Annotated in this window: 13 protein-coding genes and 2 pseudogenes; 10 read left to right on the top strand and 5 right to left on the bottom strand. The window is 61.2% G+C overall.

Translation table 11 applies throughout. The features are described from left to right. Nucleotides 1-770 precede the first annotated feature (770 nt). Nucleotides 771-1,811 (top strand): thioesterase domain-containing protein, encoded by a 1,041-nt coding sequence (locus XANALMUS060_RS15630; RefSeq protein WP_045739217.1) that lies wholly within the window; start codon nt 771-773, stop codon nt 1,809-1,811. Nucleotides 1,812-1,905: 94 nt separating this feature from the next. Here the strand turns inward: XANALMUS060_RS15630 and XANALMUS060_RS15625 are convergent, their stop codons facing one another. After that, nucleotides 1,906-2,487, bottom strand: a complete 582-nt coding sequence (locus tag XANALMUS060_RS15625; protein ID WP_052688201.1) for a chorismate lyase — start codon at nt 2,485-2,487, stop codon at nt 1,906-1,908. A 151-nt stretch (nt 2,488-2,638) separates the two neighbouring features. On the opposite strand from XANALMUS060_RS15625, the gene XANALMUS060_RS15620 reads away from it, so the two are divergent. Further along, nucleotides 2,639-3,622, top strand: coding sequence for a thioesterase domain-containing protein (locus XANALMUS060_RS15620; protein WP_045739216.1), 984 nt, complete (start codon nt 2,639-2,641; stop codon nt 3,620-3,622). Nucleotides 3,623-3,716: 94 nt separating this feature from the next. On the opposite strand, the gene XANALMUS060_RS15615 is transcribed toward XANALMUS060_RS15620, so the two are convergent. The 4 genes from XANALMUS060_RS15615 to pabB form a co-directional block, all read right to left on the bottom strand. Continuing rightward, the gene (locus tag XANALMUS060_RS15615; RefSeq protein WP_052688201.1) at nt 3,717-4,298 is read right to left on the bottom strand and encodes a chorismate lyase; all 582 of its coding nucleotides are present in this window, start codon (nt 4,296-4,298) and stop codon (nt 3,717-3,719) included. Next, entirely contained in the window at nt 4,295-4,897 is a 603-nt protein-coding gene (locus tag XANALMUS060_RS15610) for a pentapeptide repeat-containing protein (RefSeq protein WP_045739215.1), read from the bottom strand. The genes XANALMUS060_RS15615 and XANALMUS060_RS15610 overlap by 4 nt, the downstream gene beginning before the upstream one ends. 296 nt (nt 4,898-5,193) lie before the next feature. Then, nucleotides 5,194-5,508: an aminotransferase class IV gene (locus tag XANALMUS060_RS17680; RefSeq protein ID WP_052688200.1), complete on the bottom strand. Its 315-nt coding sequence runs from the start codon at nt 5,506-5,508 to the stop codon at nt 5,194-5,196. Nucleotides 5,509-5,753: 245 nt separating this feature from the next. Then, nucleotides 5,754-7,904: an aminodeoxychorismate synthase component I gene (gene pabB / locus XANALMUS060_RS15600; RefSeq protein ID WP_052688199.1), complete on the bottom strand. Its 2,151-nt coding sequence runs from the start codon at nt 7,902-7,904 to the stop codon at nt 5,754-5,756. Between the two features lie 413 nt (nt 7,905-8,317). Here pabB and XANALMUS060_RS15595 point away from each other — a divergent pair, with 413 nt between their 5' ends. The 8 genes and pseudogenes from XANALMUS060_RS15595 to XANALMUS060_RS20105 all read left to right on the top strand — a co-directional run. Next, a complete protein-coding gene (locus XANALMUS060_RS15595) occupies nt 8,318-8,569 on the top strand; it encodes an MbtH family NRPS accessory protein (protein WP_045739214.1) in 252 nt (83 codons plus the stop codon). Between the two features lie 81 nt (nt 8,570-8,650). Then, nucleotides 8,651-9,619 (top strand): alpha/beta hydrolase, encoded by a 969-nt coding sequence (locus tag XANALMUS060_RS15590; RefSeq protein ID WP_045739213.1) that lies wholly within the window; start codon nt 8,651-8,653, stop codon nt 9,617-9,619. 1,378 nt (nt 9,620-10,997) lie between these two features. Beyond that, a complete protein-coding gene (locus XANALMUS060_RS15580) occupies nt 10,998-11,951 on the top strand; it encodes an alpha/beta fold hydrolase (RefSeq protein ID WP_045739211.1) in 954 nt (317 codons plus the stop codon). A 12-nt stretch (nt 11,952-11,963) separates the two neighbouring features. After that, nucleotides 11,964-13,454, top strand: coding sequence for an MFS transporter (locus XANALMUS060_RS15575; RefSeq protein WP_082065186.1), 1,491 nt, complete (start codon nt 11,964-11,966; stop codon nt 13,452-13,454). Between the two features lie 37 nt (nt 13,455-13,491). After that, nucleotides 13,492-15,246 (top strand): carbamoyltransferase C-terminal domain-containing protein, encoded by a 1,755-nt coding sequence (locus tag XANALMUS060_RS15570; protein WP_045739209.1) that lies wholly within the window; start codon nt 13,492-13,494, stop codon nt 15,244-15,246. A gap of 470 nt (nt 15,247-15,716) precedes the next feature. Beyond that, a complete protein-coding gene (locus XANALMUS060_RS15565; protein ID WP_082065185.1) occupies nt 15,717-16,016 on the top strand; it encodes a transposase in 300 nt (99 codons plus the stop codon). A 6-nt stretch (nt 16,017-16,022) separates the two neighbouring features. After that, nucleotides 16,023-16,154: pseudogene (locus tag XANALMUS060_RS20110) on the top strand (DDE-type integrase/transposase/recombinase); the annotation flags it as partial. Nucleotides 16,155-16,204: 50 nt separating this feature from the next. Continuing rightward, nucleotides 16,205-16,336 (top strand): annotated as a pseudogene (locus tag XANALMUS060_RS20105) (DDE-type integrase/transposase/recombinase); the annotation flags it as partial. Nucleotides 16,337-16,444: the final 108 nt, after the last annotated feature.

Raw genomic sequence — 16,444 nt, 5'->3', positions numbered from 1 at the left:
CATTGCGCACGGCTATTGGCGCCAGGGCGGCCTGACCGCCGCGCGCTTCATCGCCAATCCCTACGGCCCCCCCGGCTCGCGTCTGTACAGGACGCGCACGGCTATTGGCGCCAGGGCGGCCTGACCGCCGCGCGCTTCATCGCCAATCCCTACGGCCCCCCCGGCTCGCGTCTGTACAGGACCGGGCGGCGACATGGCCCGCCTACTGGACAACGGCACGCTGGAACTGCTCGGCCGGCGCGACTACGAGGTCAAGGTCCGCGGCTACCGCGTGGACGTGCGCCAGGTGGAGAAAGCCCTGGCGGCCCACCTGAACTGCTCGGCCGGCGCGACTACGAGGTCAAGGTCCGCGGCTACCGCGTGGACGTGCGCCAGGTGGAGAAAGCCCTGGCGGCCCACCTGCAGGTCGCCGAGGCCGCCGTGATCGGTTGGCCGCAAGGCTCGCCCACGCCGGAACTGTTGGCCTACGTGGTGCCACGCCAGGGTGTGCTGAACCTCGACGAGCTGCGCAAGCTACTGCAGGAACGCTTGCCTACCTACATGCTGCCAACGCGCTTCCAGTCGCTGCCGGCGCTTCCGCGCTTGCCCAATGGCAAGCTCGATACCTTGAGCCTGCCCGCCCGAGCCGCAAGCCGCCAGCGGCGACAGCGAGCCGCAAGCCGCCAGCGGCGACAGCGACTACCTCGCTCCGCGCAGCGAGGTCGAAATTACTCTGGCCAAGCTGTGGAGCGAACTGCTGACCGACACCCGCACAGGCCGAACCCTTACGCGTGGGCCTCAACGACAACTTCTTCAACCTCGGCGGTCACTCGCTGCTTGCCACCCAGTTGTTCTCGCGTATCCGCCAGAGTTTCGACATCGAAGTGCGGGTCAACACGCTGTTCGAATCGCCTGTGCTGGAAGATTTTGCCGCTGTCGTCGAGCGCGGCATGCGCCAAAGCCACGCCGGCAGCATGCCGGTAAGTCTTATCGTACCGCTTAGCCTACGCACCGAACGCGCGGCGATGTATGCCATCCACCCGATCGGCGGCCAGATTCATTGCTACATCGATCTGGCTGCCGCCCTAGGGCACTGTGCCAGGGTCTATGGCCTGCAATGCGAACCGGTGCGCCGCTTCGCGCATTTGTCCGACCTGGCCGCGCACTACTGCGATGCGTTGCTGGCTGGCCCGACCGGTGCGCCCTACCGCTTGCTGGGCTGGTCCTCCGGCGGCGTGCTAGCCCTGGCTGTGGCTGAGCAATTGCAGCGGCGCGGCCTGCGCGTCGATTACGTGGGCCTGCTCGATAGCAGCCTGATACCGGTACATGCGCGCGAGCCCCGGCAGCTTACCTTCGTGGCGGCGCTCAATACGTTGGCCGCGTTGGCCAAGCGCGGCTTCGAGCAGGCTGAAATAGACGAAGCCCGGCAGCTGCTGTTCGCCGACGGTGACGACGAGCACGTGTTCGACTACAGCCGCCACCAGGCATCACTGGACAAACTGCTCGCACACCTGAGGTTTACTCTGGAAAGCCGCATGTGGCCACCGCTGGCCGAGCAATTGCGCGTTACGCGCTATCACCTGGGGCTGCTGGCCGGTTTCGAGCCGCAGTGCCTGCAGCCTAACGCTCATCTGTACCAGGCACAGACTGCGGTACACGTGTCCTATGCCGACATGTCCAAGCCACGCGGGGGTAGCGAGGTACTGCCGGATATCACACGTTACGTACCACTTTCGCAGATCAGGAGCGCGGCGGGCAATCACTACAGCATCTTACAAGGCGACCCGCTGCGTGAGCTGGCGCGCATGCTGGTGACGGACCTCGATGCGTGATCGGAGAGCTTCGATGCCAAGGCTATTCCAGCATCGACTCAGGCGAGACGATCTGCGCTGAATGCCGGCAAGGGCCGTCCGCACTCAGACTCGCCTAGCGCGGAGCTGCCACCGGTTCCAGCTTTGCCCACAACGCTGGCAGCATGCATTCGGTGATCAGCAACGGGGCGCCTTGCCGCGTAAATACCGAGCGGCGCGCCAGCAGTGCTTGCGTCGCATGCGACTGTGCCACGAAGTTGCATGCGCGCCGGTGCAGCGGATGCTGCGCGGTGATGCGCCGACTCGCCAACGCCGAACGTAGCACGCTGCGATCACGGAACAACAGATCAGCCAACGGGCGACTGCCGATGCTACGCACTGCCTGCCAGGCGGTGTAACTGGCGGTCAGCGGCGTCAGGCTACGCGCATAGACATAGGGTTTGGCGTCCACCACCAGGAGCACTTCACGCACCCATACAAGCAGGCAGCGCGACAGTCCGAGCACCCGATATTCATCCAGCCAGGCCATGGCTTTGTGCTCCCGTTGCACTTGCACCTGTACCTGCCCCAACAAGCGCAGGTGCGCGGTCAACGAACCACCGCGTGTCAGCCAGTCTTTCTGCTGCGTGTTCAACGGCGACGGCGGATGCATCCGCCAGGTTGCATCCGCCACACGGTAGCGAATGGCCACGCTCACTCGGACAGCTCGATATCCAGGCTGTTGAGCAGCGAGGCTGCTTCCGGCAGGCTGAACCTAGCCCGCTTAATGTCGTTGTGGAAGATGTCAATGTGGTAGTTCACCGCATCGATGAAGCTGGCGCCGGTCAGTTTGGTGTTGTGCCACCCAGTTGTTCTCGCGTATCCGCCAGAGTTTCGACATCGAAGTGCGGGTCAACACGCTGTTCGAATCGCCTGTGCTGGAAGATTTTGCCGCTGTCGTCGAGCGCGGCATGCGCCAAAGCCACGCCGGCAGCATGCCGGTAAGTCTTATCGTACCGCTTAGCCTACGCACCGAACGCGCGGCGATGTATGCCATCCACCCGATCGGCGGCCAGATTCATTGCTACATCGATCTGGCTGCCGCCCTAGGGCACTGTGCCAGGGTCTATGGCCTGCAATGCGAACCGGTGCGCCGCTTCGCGCATTTGTCCGACCTGGCCGCGCACTACTGCGATGCGTTGCTGGCTGGCCCGACCGGTGCGCCCTACCGCTTGCTGGGCTGGTCCTCCGGCGGCGTGCTAGCCCTGGCTGTGGCTGAGCAATTGCAGCGGCGCGGCCTGCGCGTCGATTACGTGGGCCTGCTCGATAGCAGCCTGATACCGGTACATGCGCGCGAGCCCCGGCAGCTTACCTTCGTGGCGGCGCTCAATACGTTGGCCGCGTTGGCCAAGCGCGGCTTCGAGCAGGCTGAAATAGACGAAGCCCGGCAGCTGCTGTTCGCCGACGGTGACGACGAGCACGTGTTCGACTACAGCCGCCACCAGGCATCACTGGACAAACTGCTCGCACACCTGAGGTTTACTCTGGAAAGCCGCATGTGGCCACCGCTGGCCGAGCAATTGCGCGTTACGCGCTATCACCTGGGGCTGCTGGCCGGTTTCGAGCCGCAGTGCCTGCAGCCTAACGCTCATCTGTACCAGGCACAGACTGCGGTACACGTGTCCTATGCCGACATGTCCAAGCCACGCGGGGGTAGCGAGGTACTGCCGGATATCACACGTTACGTACCACTTTCGCAGATCAGGAGCGCGGCGGGCAATCACTACAGCATCTTACAAGGCGACCCGCTGCGTGAGCTGGCGCGCATGCTGGTGACGGACCTCGATGCGTGATCGGAGAGCTTCGATGCCAAGGCTATTCCAGCATCGACTCAGGCGAGACGATCTGCGCTGAATGCCGGCAAGGGCCGTCCGCACTCAGACTCGCCTAGCGCGGAGCTGCCACCGGTTCCAGCTTTGCCCACAACGCTGGCAGCATGCATTCGGTGATCAGCAACGGGGCGCCTTGCCGCGTAAATACCGAGCGGCGCGCCAGCAGTGCTTGCGTCGCATGCGACTGTGCCACGAAGTTGCATGCGCGCCGGTGCAGCGGATGCTGCGCGGTGATGCGCCGACTCGCCAACGCCGAACGTAGCACGCTGCGATCACGGAACAACAGATCAGCCAACGGGCGACTGCCGATGCTACGCACTGCCTGCCAGGCGGTGTAACTGGCGGTCAGCGGCGTCAGGCTACGCGCATAGACATAGGGTTTGGCGTCCACCACCAGGAGCACTTCACGCACCCATACAAGCAGGCAGCGCGACAGTCCGAGCACCCGATATTCATCCAGCCAGGCCATGGCTTTGTGCTCCCGTTGCACTTGCACCTGTACCTGCCCCAACAAGCGCAGGTGCGCGGTCAACGAACCACCGCGTGTCAGCCAGTCTTTCTGCTGCGTGTTCAACGGCGACGGCGGATGCATCCGCCAGGTTGCATCCGCCACACGGTAGCGAATGGCCACGCTCACTCGGACAGCTCGATATCCAGGCTGTTGAGCAGCGAGGCTGCTTCCGGCAGGCTGAACCTAGCCCGCTTAATGTCGTTGTGGAAGATGTCAATGTGGTAGTTCACCGCATCGATGAAGCTGGCGCCGGTCAGTTTGGTGTTGTGGAAGGTGCTGTCCTTCAGGTCGCTCTGCGTGAAGTCCGCGTCCTCGCAGTCGGCTTCGGTGAAGTTGGCATCGTGGATACGGCACTCCACCATTTTTACCCCGGCCAGGTATAGGCCGTAGAACAAGCTGTCGTTGAGGATGCAGCGCTCGAACGACAGCGCCCCCTCCATCTTCACCGATGGCCATTGTGCGCTGGTCCAGTTGACACCGAGCATCTTGCAGTCGACGAAGCGCACGTCCATGAAGCTGGTTTGTGGAATGCTGATGAGACTCAGGTTGCAGTCGACGAACTCGCATTCGCGGAACTTGCAGCGATTGAGCTCAGCCTCGGTGAAGTTGCATTGTCGGAACGTACAATCCTCGAATCGGATCGACTCCAGCGATTGCCCCGAGCGATCTTCGCTGGCGAAACTTTCTCCACAGTAATCCTTGCTTTCAAGTGTCTTGGCCGGCATGGGTGGAAACCTGATGTAGTGACCGTTCGGTGAAATATACGCCCTGACACAGGGCATCGAGCAGACGCAGGGTAACAGGACCGATGCGGTAGCTGTGAGCGTCAATGCTGAGCACCGGCGGAATGCCGAACACGGCGTTAGATAAGAAACACCTCCTGAGCACGCACTAGCTGGTCCGGATAGAGGTGCTTTAACGCGCAGGCGAGACCGTGCTGCCGGCCATATTCGATCACCCTGCCTCGCATGATATCGCTGACACCGGCCACGCCCAGGTCGGGCGTCACCAGATAGCCGTTCTAGACGAGGAACAGATTGCTGGTGCAGCCCTCGACCAACCGGCCGGCCGTATCCATCAGCAGCCCGTCCTGATACTCCAGCTCCCATTCGCGGCGAGCCAAGACCTGCGGCAGACGGTTCAGATGCTTGATCCCTGCCAACTGCGGATCCTGCGACAATCGCGTCTGGCACATCTTGACCGCAAAGCCGGTCTCACATTGCGCGCGCGTAAGCGTGAGAGCCTCATTCAGGCTGAGCACCCAGTTGGGCGCCACCGCCAGAGCACAACGATAGCCGCGCTCGGTGCTGCCACGCGTCACGATCAGTTTCGCCACGGCACGCGGCGTCAGCCGCGATGGCCTCGCAGACCTGCTGACGGATGGCCGGCAACGCGATGCCTAGCCGTGCGACGCCTGCGCCCAGGCGTCGCCAGTGTGCCTCCAAATGGCAGGGCCTTCCGGCCAGGCACAAGAGGGTTTCGAACAATCCATCGCCGTACTGCAGGCTGCGATCGAAAATCGCTATGGACGAAGCGGGAAGGCCTTTCACAATGGTGTGCATGGACCTCTCTCGCCGCAGCTCATGGTTCGATCAAGGCCTGCCTGGCCGGCATTTCGCTCACGCAGTGCTCGGCTAGCAGCAGCTTGTCCTCTCGCAACTCGTAGTGCAGGGGAGTGTTCGGCGCATGTAGATAATGCCAGATCGGCTTGAGGAGCGCCTCCGCCTTCAGCAGCACTTCGTCGAACTCATCCTGCGGGTCGGACAGGAAGGTGATGGCGCCACCGGCGCCGAAACGTATTTCCTGCCCGTCATAAGAAAGACTGCGGATCGCAATGTTTAGGTCGGCGACGCGGTTGTAGCCCAGGTAGCCGATGCTGCCGCAATACACGCCACGCGGCGCATTCTCCAGGCCATCAATAATCTCCATACTGCGCAACTTCGGTGCGCCGGTGATCGAGCCGCCGGGGAACACCGCCTTAAGCAGGTCGACTAGACTGCAATCGGCACGGAGCCTCGCTTCCACCGTGCTGACCATCTGATGCACGGTCTTGTAGCTTTCGATGTCCATCAGCTTGGGCACGGTGACGCTGCCGGGCACCGCCACGCGGCTTAGGTCGTTGCGCATCAAGTCGACGATCATCAGGTTTTCCGCTCGGTCCTTTTCCGAGGCGGCCAGGCGCATGGCCAAGTTACGGTCCAGTTGGGGATCCTCGGCGCGGCGGCAGGTGCCCTTGATTGGCTTGGTCTGAATCGTGCCGTGGCCGTCCACTTCCAGAAAACGCTCTGGTGAAGTACTAAGGATACAATCGCTACCGTTACGCAAATAGGCCCCGAACGGCGCTGGGTTCCCTCGCCGCATGTAGCGATAGAGCATCAAGGGGTCCAGCTCGGCCTGGAACGAGAACAGGTCGGTAAGACAGATTTCATAGGACTCGCCATCGACGATGCGTTGTTTGCAACGCTCGATTGCCTCAAGGTAGCCGCGACGACCATGATTGAGCTCGATTTCCATGCTGCGCAGACCTAGCGAAATGCAAGCCGGAGCCGCTTGACCAATGGCATGGATACGTTGCTCGATGGCGTCTAGCCAAGCCAATGCCGACAGATCCTCCGTATCGGCGAGCGCCAGCAACCATACCTCCCCGGTGGCGTGGTCGAAGGCAACGAAGCGCTCCACGCGCATCCACAACGCATCGGGGATGGCATTGGCATGTGAAGCCGGCGCGCCGAACACCGATTTCATTTCGTAGCTCATGTAGCCCACGTAGCCGCCGCGAAACACGAACGGTGGCCGCTCGGCGACGTCCTCAGTGAGCACCGATTGCAACGCCCGATCCATCTCAGCAAGAAACCGCTCGCCTGCCTCCTGCACCATGCTCCCTGGCCGCACGCAATGCCGCACTACCTCGCTCTCGTTCACCGCTCCCATGAACGAATAGCGCGCCATTGGACTGCAGACCGGCTGGCTGTCCAGCCAGAAGCAATGCTTTTCGGCAGCGAACAAGGCCAGAAAGACATCTTCCGCCTGCCAATGGCACTTGATCTTCCGGCTCAGCATGCGACGTACCCGCGGTGTCGCCATCTCGGGCGCGCAAACGCTTACAGCCTTGCCGGCCTGCTCCGACCCGGCAGCTACCGGTGCACTGTGGCGCGCAGCCAGCTTGGCAAAGTTAGCAATAATGCGCTTGCCGTGTTCGGTGAGGATCGATTCGGGGTGGAACTGTACTCCCCATTTCGGGTGTTGCACATGCTGCAAGCCCATCACCACACCGCAATCGGTACGCGCCGTCACTTTCAGCACAGGCGGCAGCGTTTGCTGGCAGACCATCAACGAGTGATAGCGCACTGCCTCGAAACGCTGCGGGATGCCTTCGAACAGATCGTCGCCGGTGTTGATGACGGTGGAGCGACGGCCATGGAAGGGCACCGGCGCATGCAGGATGCGGCCACCATAGACATACGCAAGCCCCTGAAAGCCAAGACATACGCCCAACACCGGAAATTCGTTCTGCTCCAGCGCCTGCAGCGAGATGTGAAAATCCGCTTCATTAACCACCGAGCCGGGACCGGGCGAAACGATGATCGAGGAAAATCCCCCGCGGTCCTTCAGCTCATGCCAGGAGTACTCGTCGTTGCGCACCACCAGGGGATCTTCGCCGAAGATCTGCGCTACGTAGTCGGCGAGATTCCAAGTGAACGAATCGTAATTGTTTATGATAAGGCAGCGCAAAAGAGCCTCCCAGACTGCTCGATGAGACAGTTGACGCCCGGCAAGACAAAAACCGCCGCGTGCGGATATTAAGCGGAAATTGCTATCCGCACCTCAACCGAAACCCAAAAGGTACTGCTCGCCACTGCCTTGGCACTTTACGCACGCACATGGCTCTGCAAGCGCAAGGATTTTGCTTTGAACCACCTATTGAACTCATGCCCTGGTGAATTTTTCGTGTAAGCTTTGCCGCGATGGCGATGGGGCGTACAGCAGTGCGAAACACATCACTTCCATGCGTTCTTCACGCGCTATTTTTCTTGACATCGTCGAAGAGACGTCATGTATAGTCGTTTCGCTTTGTCCATCGGCATCGTCTTGTGCGATGTGGCAACTTCCGTACTTCGCAGCAGCCTTACGGGGGTATCTTTAGCATGACGTTCGAGGAACAGGCTTATCTGGTGCTGATCAACGACGAACTGCAGTATTCACTGTGGCCGTCCGATCTTGAGGTCCCGCCTGGCTGGCGCAAGGAAGGCTATGCTGGCGGTAAGGACGAGTGCATGGCGTATATCGACGAAATCTGGACCGACATGCGCCCCTTATCGCTGCGCGAACTCGATGACAAGGGTTTAGGGGACGCGAGCTCTCCAGACGGAAGTGGGTTCGAATCGAGTTACTCGTGAGGTGTTCCGCCCGGGCGCAAGCTGTCCAGCCACCGGTGACGGCGCAGTCTTGTCATGTGGTCAAGCGAGGGTAGGAAACTCATGGGCTGTGCTTGCTTGCCGCACTATCTGGAAAAGCAGGATCTGTCCGCCCTGGACGACGCGCTCGCAGGGGTAAGGCTGTCGCAATACCGCACTACCGATGGACGGCAGCTTGAGCTGTATTGGCTAGGTGCTCAGGCATCGCCCAAGCTGGTGCTGCTACCGCCCTATGGCATGTCCTACCTGCTGCTGAGCCGGTTGGCGCAACGACTGGCCAGGCATTTCCATGTGTTGTGCTGGGAATCCATCGGCTGCCCGAATACCCAGACATCGTTAACCGCGGAAGACTTCGATCTGGATCGCCAAGCCGCGACCCTGCTGGGCATCCTGCACCAACACGACTACGCCGATTGCCATTTTGTCGGTTGGTGTCAGGCTGCGCAATTGGCCGTGCATGCCATTGCGCTGCATGGCTTCGCACCACGCAGCATGGCTTGGGTGGCGCCGGCGGGCCTGCTGCCACCCATCGTAAAATCCGAATTCGAACGTTGCGCCTTGCCGATCTACCTTCAGATCGAGCGGCACGGTCTGGAACAGGCCAAAAAGCTCGCCGCCATCCTGGACAAGTACCGCGGCCAACCTTTAAGCGGCGACGACTTGGCCGAAAAGCTCACCATGCTGCACCTAGCCGATCCAGCGAGCACATTGGTGTTCTCGCGCTACATGCGTGCCTACGAAGAGAACAAGCAATCCGTGCAAGCCTTGCTGCCCGCCGCCCTGGGCAGGCACCCTACCCTGATCGTGCACTGCAAGGACGACAGCTTCAGCCACTACTCCGCCTCGGTGCAGTTGGCTAGGCACGACCCGTCTTTGCGTCTGGACCTGCTAGATCATGGCGGTCACCTGCAACTGTTCAATGATCCGGGTGCCGTGGCTCAGCGGATCATCGACTTCATCGGGCTCACGGTCGGCGAAGTCGCCCCTACCTCGATGCACAGCGCGGCCCCTGACCCTCATGTACATTCCTAACAATATCGACCTTGATCCACACAACGCGCTGGTCAGGCAACTGACTTCCTACCAAGTTCGCTTCCTGCAATGGTGGCGCCTCCGCGGCCCCAGCGAATTCCACGATCGCGAGATGAACCTGCGCATGCCTACCGGTGGCGTCAAGGGCAGCGAGTGGACGCGCTATCACCGAATGCGCCCCAGCGACTACCGCTGGGGCGTATTCATGATGCCGCCAGACCGCAACACCGTAGTGTTCGGCGAGCGCAAGGGGCAGGTGGCATGGTCGTGCGTGCCGGAAGAATATCGTGACCTGCTGCTGGATCATGTCACCGTGCAAGGTGACGTAGAAAACGCCGCGGTTGAGCAGAGCCACGAGCTGACGCAAATGGTGCCCAGCGCGATCGACCTGGAGCACTTATTCCAGTTTTTTCTAGAGGAAGGCCGGCACACCTGGGCGATGTCGCATCTGCTGATCGAATACTTTGGCAGCGACGGAGCCGACGCCGCCGAGGGCCTGCTGCAACGCATGAGTGGCGATGCGCAGAACCCGCGCCTGCTCGATGCCTTCAACTACCACACCGAAGACTGGCTATCGCATTTCATGTGGTGCTTCTTCGCCGACCGGGTAGGCAAGTACCAGATTCAAGCGGTGACCCAGTCAGCTTTCCTGCCGTTGGCACGCACCGCCCGCTTCATGATGTTCGAGGAACCTCTGCATATTAAGTTCGGCATGGATGGCCTGGAGCGCGTGCTGTATCGAAGCGCCGAGATTACCTTGCGTGAGGATACGCACGCGATCTTCGACGCCGGTGCGATCCCCTTGCCAGTCTTTCAGAAATACCTTAACTATTGGCTACCGAAGATCTTTGACCTGTTCGGCCACGACGTTTCGGAGCGTTCACGCGTCCTGTACCAGGCCGGCATCCGCAGCCCACGCAACTTCGACAAGCTCGAAGGCACGGAGGTCGCCGTCGACGTGCGCTGCGAAGACAGACTGGTCTCGTCCACCGCACCTGCCGAGTTGGCAATCAATGCGGTAATGCGCCGACAATACATATCCGAAGTCGGCGCTATCATCGGCCGCTGGAATCAACAGCTCAGGCGCCTTGGCCTGGCTTTTGAGCTACAGCTGCCGCACGAGCGTTTCCACCGCGATTTCGGCCCATGCAAGGGACTTGCCTTCGACCTGGATGGCAACCCCGTGCACGATGCCGACGGCCAACGGCTGGCCGCGTTGTTGCCAACGTCCCAGGATCTGGCCGGCGTGCGAGGCTTGATGGGCAGGGAGCTGGGCGAAGGTCGTACCGCTGCTTGGCTGGCGCCCACCGGTGCAAGTCTGGATAAGCTGATGCCCACGTAAGCGGCACGCGTTTTTTATTCTTTCGTTGGAGTACGCATGAATAGCTATGTGGGTTGCCAAAAACTGGAAACCGATGGTGATGCCAGCAGGGTGGTGCCGATGTGGGTGATGTATCCCACCGCCACGCCCTCGCGGGATATTGCGATGGGGCCTTATACGCTGGACGTGGCCCTGGGTGCGCCGATCGCAGCCGGCCCGTTTCCGCTAGCGGTGATCTCGCACGGCACGCGCAGCGCCGGCTTAGTGTTTCGCACGCTGGCGCATTACCTAGCCCGGCACGGCTTTATCGTCGCTTTGCCGGAGCATCCGGGCGACAACCTGTTCCAGCATCAGCTGGAATACAGCTATCAGAATCTGGAAGACCGCCCCCGGCACATCCGCGCGGTGATCGATACGCTCACCGGCCATGCGCAGTTCGGTCCTTCCATTCAGGCCAATAACGTAGCGGTGATCGGCCACTCCGTCGGCGGCTACACCGCCTTAGCGATCGCCGGGGGCGAACCGCATACCGGTTTCATGGTCGATTTTGCGCATCGCCCGGAACACGCCGAACAACCCGCCTGGACCGCGCTGGTGCGACAAAATCGGGTACCGATCAGGGCCGTGCCGGTCACAGCTGATCCGCGCGTGCGCGCCGTGGTGGCGCTTGCACCGGATTTCAGCCTGTACATGCACGAGGATGCCCTGGCGAAAGTCGAGGTACCGGTGCTGCTCATCGTCGGTGAAAAGGATCAATGGGCGCACGAAACGATTGTGGCGGCACGCACGGCGCTAGGCAATGATGGTCGACTGGAAGCGCGCGTGGTGCCCAATGCCGGCCACTACGCCTTCATCAGCGTATTCCCCGAGGCGATGAAAGCTCGTGTAGGCGAGGCGGCCATCGATCCGCCTGGCTTCGACCGCAGCGCCTTCCAGCGCGAGTTGGAGCGCGACATCCTGCATTTTCTCACCGTCACCATGCGACCGGCTGAAGCGGCCATAAGCGGATAAGGAGCACACAACATGCAAAAACCCAAGGAAGCGCTGGGTATGCCGCCCGGCATGGCACCACCCGGAGCACAGTTCGACTACCGATGGCGCTGGCCAGCGATGATCGTGTTGCTGAGCGCCAATTTCATGAACTTGCTGGACGTAGGCATCGTCAATGTCGCCCTACCCAGTATCCAGAAGAACCTGGGCGCGGACGCGCAACAGCTGGAATGGATCGTAGCGATATACATTCTGCTGTTTGCGTTGGGGTTGCTGCCGTTGGGGCGGTTGGGTGACATGCTCGGCCGCAAGCGCATGTTCGGCACCGGCGTGGCCGGTTTTATCTTGATGTCCGCGTTCTGTGCCATCGCCGGCAATATCCACGTGCTCATCATCGCGCGCGCTTTGCAGGGCTTGGCCGCAGCCATGCTGGCACCACAGGTGATGGCCATCGCGCAAACCATGTTCGCTCCGAAGGAGCGCGCGGCCGCCTTCTCGTTGTTCGGCCTGGTCGCGGGCCTGGCCTCATTCGCCGGCCCACTCGCCAGCGGCTTGCTGATCCACATCGATGCGTTCGGCGTCGGCTGGCGCGCGATCTTCCTGATCAACGTGCCGATCGGCCTGGTGACCTTGCTGGCGGCCGCGATCTGGGTGCCCAAGGTGCCGGCGCATGCGGGCATCCGTAACGACTGGGTCGGCATCGCCCTGGCCGCGCTCGCCTTGTTGTGCCTGGTGTTCCCACTAATAGAAGGACGCGCATACGGCTGGCCGCTATGGTGCTTTGCAGCCATTGCGCTCGGTATTCCGCTGCTGGTGGCCTTCGTCGCCTGGCAACGTCGGCAAGCCCATTTGGCGCGCCCGGCCCTGCTGCCGATCTACCTGATGAGCCATCGCGACTACATCTTGGGCGCCTTGTCCGTGTCGGTGTTCTATTCGGCGCTGCAGGGTTTTTTCCTGGTGTTCGTGATCTTTCTGCAGCAAGGACTGGCGTATTCGGCACTGGAAACCGGCGTCGCCACTACTCCTTTCCCTGTCGGCGTGGCGATTGCCTCTATGCTCGCTCGGCACGTCGAAAGCCTACGCGCGAAAATCGTCAGCGGCGCCTGTCTGATGATCGCTAGCTATCTGGCCTTGTGGGTCATCATCACGCGCAGTGAAGGCCCGCTGGATCCCTGGATGCTTACCCTGCCATTGCTGATCGGCGGGCTGGGCTGTGGCATCACCATCGCCTCGCTATTCCAGACAGTGATGCGTACGGTACCTCTGAAGGATGCCGGCGCAGGTTCCGGCGCGCTGCAGGTCATCCAGCAGGTCGGCGGTATGCTGGGCATCGCCCTGGTCTCGGAAATTTTCTTTAGCGGCCTGCACCAGCATCTGCAGGGGCCGGCAGGTGTAGCTCTGGCTTTCAAGCAGGCCTTCGGGGCTACGGTGGTGTACTACATCGCGGCCAATGCTTTCGTGGCGCTCTCTACGCTGGGATTGCAGTTCAAACTGACACCATTTGCGCCGCAATCATCGCCGTAGGCGTCCGAAAGCATCGTCCCCTTCACTGGAATCGGACATGAAGCGCACTTACATCGGACTCGCCAATTCCTTCCACGATTCAGCCATCGCGATCGTCGGCGACGATGGTCAGGTGCGCTTTGCCGAGGCCACCGAGCGCTACCTGCAGTACAAGCGTTCAATCGGCGTTGCCCCGGACGTGTTTCAGCGCGCCATCAAGCTGGTCCACGAATACGGCGATCCCGGCACCGAACTGGTCGTCGCGACTAGTTGGAGCGGGCAAACACCTGAACTGATGCGGGAAGGCCTGGGCAAGACCGCGCAAGCGGTAGACCAATACCGCAGCGCCTTCGGCGACCTGCCTGGGCACGTCAACAAGCAATTCGTGGCACAGAGCTTCTTCTACCGTTCGCAGCTGGCGATGGTGGAGCACCCCGGACACCTGCTCGAATATGACTTGAGCCACATGGCCGAGCCTGCCTTCAAGCCACCCAGCTACCGTCATTACGAGCACCACCTAACCCACGCGGTGGCCGGCTGCTACACCAGCCCGTTCGAGGAGGCGGTGTGCGCAGTACTGGACGGCATGGGTGAAAAAAATGCTTTGGCCTGCTACCACTACCAACAGGGCAAGCTTACGCCGATCCACCAAAGCGAGACCAGCAGTTGGGCCAGCCTAGGCTTCTTCTACGGTATGATCTGCGAGGTTTGCGGCTTCGGCACCCTGTCCGGCGAAGAATGGAAGGTGATGGGCCTGGCCGCCTACGGGCACCATGATCGGCAACTGTACGAGTTGTTGCGCCAGATGCTACGCGTCGACGGCCTAACGCTGAGGTTTGCGCCCGCAGTACAATTCAGCCAGTTGCAGTGCACGCTGTATGCAATGCGCCGACGCAAGGGCCAGCCAGCGATCGAATTGGCCAACCTGGCCTATGCCGGCCAGCAGGTGTTCTGCGACGTCCTCTTCGAATTCCTGCACAACCTGCATGCTTTGGGCTTGTCCGACCACTTGGTGCTGGGCGGCGGCTGTGCACTCAATTCCTCGGCCAACGGCCGCGTGCTGGCTGAAACTCCGTTCCGTCATCTGCACGTATTCGCCGCCCCTGGCGATGACGGTAACGCGGTGGGCGCCGCATTATGGGCACACGCCGAGGACCATCCTGAGCAGACACAGCCGGCTGCGCGCGAACAATCGCCCTACCTGGGCAGCAGCATGAGTGCGGAGACCTTGCATAACGTGGAGCACTTCGGCGCGCTGTCCAAATTCACTCGTTGCCTCGACGACGCAGCACAACGCGCGGCCCGGCTGCTGACCGAGGGTAAGATCGTCGCCTGGGTGCAAGGCCGCGCGGAATTCGGGCCACGGGCCCTAGGCAATCGCTCGATCCTTGCAGATCCGCGTTCGCCTGCGATCAAGGACATCATCAATGCGCGGGTGAAGTTCCGCGAGGAGTTCCGCCCGTTCGCACCGTCGATTTTGCATGAGCACGGCTCGGAGTATTTCGAGCTGTACCAGGAATCGCCCTACATGGAGCGCACCCTGAAGTTCCGTGCGGAAGCCACGCGCAAGGTGCCGGGCGTCGTGCACCACGACGGCACCGGACGTCTGCAGACGGTGAAGCAACATTGGAACCCGCGCTATCACGCGCTGATCAAAGAATTCTACCGCCTGACGGGTATTCCCCTGGTGCTTAACACCAGCTTCAACGTCATGGGCAAACCAATCGCCCATTCGGTGGAGGATGCGCTGTCGATCTTCTTCACCAGCGGGCTGGACGCGATGTTCATCGATGACGTACTGATCGAAAAGTAGGCTTATGCGGCGAACCCGGATGGCGGCGGTTCCTAGCGGCTGATCGTGTCAAACAAGGGTCGAACCAAACCACTAGAACCCGTCATCAATTGCTCGGATAGGCGATGCTTGTTGCCCCTTTCCGCCTCATTCTGCCATGGCACGTCGCGACGCCCTGCGAGACGTGTCCTGGTCTAATTTTCGTGGACACCTCGATAGGAGATGATCATCCCCAACGAGGAGGTAGCACGCAAAGTAGGCTTATGCGGCGAACCCGGATGGCGGCGGTTCCTAGCGGCTGATCGTGTCAAACAAGGGTCGAACCAAACCACTAGAACCCGTCATCAATTGCTCGGATAGGCGATGCTTGTTGCCCCTTTCCGCCTCATTCTGCCATGGCACGTCGCGACGCCCTGCGAGACGTGTCCTGGTCTAATTTTCGTGGACACCTCGATAGGAGATGATCATCCCCAACGAGGAGGTAGCACGCCATGCATTACATCGCTTCGCCGCAGAACCTTCGATGCCGCCTTCTGCAGGTCGTGCACATGATCGGCAACCAACATCTGAGCGTTGGCCAGGTGTGCCGCGATCTGGACTTGGTCGATAGCGCCGTGCGCCGCTGGCTGGCCCAGTACGATGCCGAGCAGGCCGGCCAAGCCGGCATTGGCAAGGCGCTGACGCCCGATCAGCAACGCATCGGCGAGCGGGAGCGGGAGTGTCAACGCCTGAGCGAGGACGTCTGGCTCCTAAAAAAAGCATCGGCCTTCTTCGCCCGGGAACTGAAGTGATCCAATCGACGCTTCACCCCCATTGCCCCCGATCAAGCGTGGGTGGCCGATATCACCTACATCCGCACCGAACGCGGCTGGCTGTATCTGGCCACCGTGTTGGACTTGTACTCGCGCAAGATCCTCCGCTGGGCGATGGCCCCGAAAAAGCATCGGCCTTCTTCGCCCGGGAACTGAAGTGATCCAATCGACGCTTCACCCCCATTGCCCCCGATCAAGCGTGGGTGGCCGATATCACCTACATCCGCACCGAACGCGGCTGGCTGTATCTGGCCACCGTGTTGGACTTGTACTCGCGCAAGATCCTCCGCTGGGCGATGGCCCCGAACAGAGTTCTACCCCGATATCACGGACGGTTGTAAAAGAGCTGCAACTTTCTGATCCTGCTTGGCCGCCCTTCGCCGCATCCTTGGGTTGTGGCGTCGCTC

The sequence above is a fragment of the Xanthomonas sp. MUS 060 genome, assembly GCF_000963215.1.
GTDB lineage: Bacteria > Pseudomonadota > Gammaproteobacteria > Xanthomonadales > Xanthomonadaceae > Xanthomonas_A.
This window is presented reverse-complemented; position numbering and strand designations above follow the sequence as displayed.

What these genes read in the sequence shown, in the direction of transcription:
- XANALMUS060_RS15610 (WP_045739215.1), bottom strand. Translation starts at nt 4,897, where the DNA reads ATGCCGGCCAAGACACTTGAAAGCAAGGATTACTGTGGAGAAAGTTTC.
- XANALMUS060_RS15570 (WP_045739209.1), top strand. Translation starts at nt 13,492, where the DNA reads ATGAAGCGCACTTACATCGGACTCGCCAATTCCTTCCACGATTCAGCC.
- XANALMUS060_RS15575 (WP_082065186.1), top strand. Translation starts at nt 11,964, where the DNA reads ATGCAAAAACCCAAGGAAGCGCTGGGTATGCCGCCCGGCATGGCACCA.
- XANALMUS060_RS15590 (WP_045739213.1), top strand. Translation starts at nt 8,651, where the DNA reads ATGGGCTGTGCTTGCTTGCCGCACTATCTGGAAAAGCAGGATCTGTCC.
- XANALMUS060_RS15580 (WP_045739211.1), top strand. Translation starts at nt 10,998, where the DNA reads ATGAATAGCTATGTGGGTTGCCAAAAACTGGAAACCGATGGTGATGCC.
- XANALMUS060_RS15565 (WP_082065185.1), top strand. Translation starts at nt 15,717, where the DNA reads ATGCATTACATCGCTTCGCCGCAGAACCTTCGATGCCGCCTTCTGCAG.
- XANALMUS060_RS15595 (WP_045739214.1), top strand. Translation starts at nt 8,318, where the DNA reads ATGACGTTCGAGGAACAGGCTTATCTGGTGCTGATCAACGACGAACTG.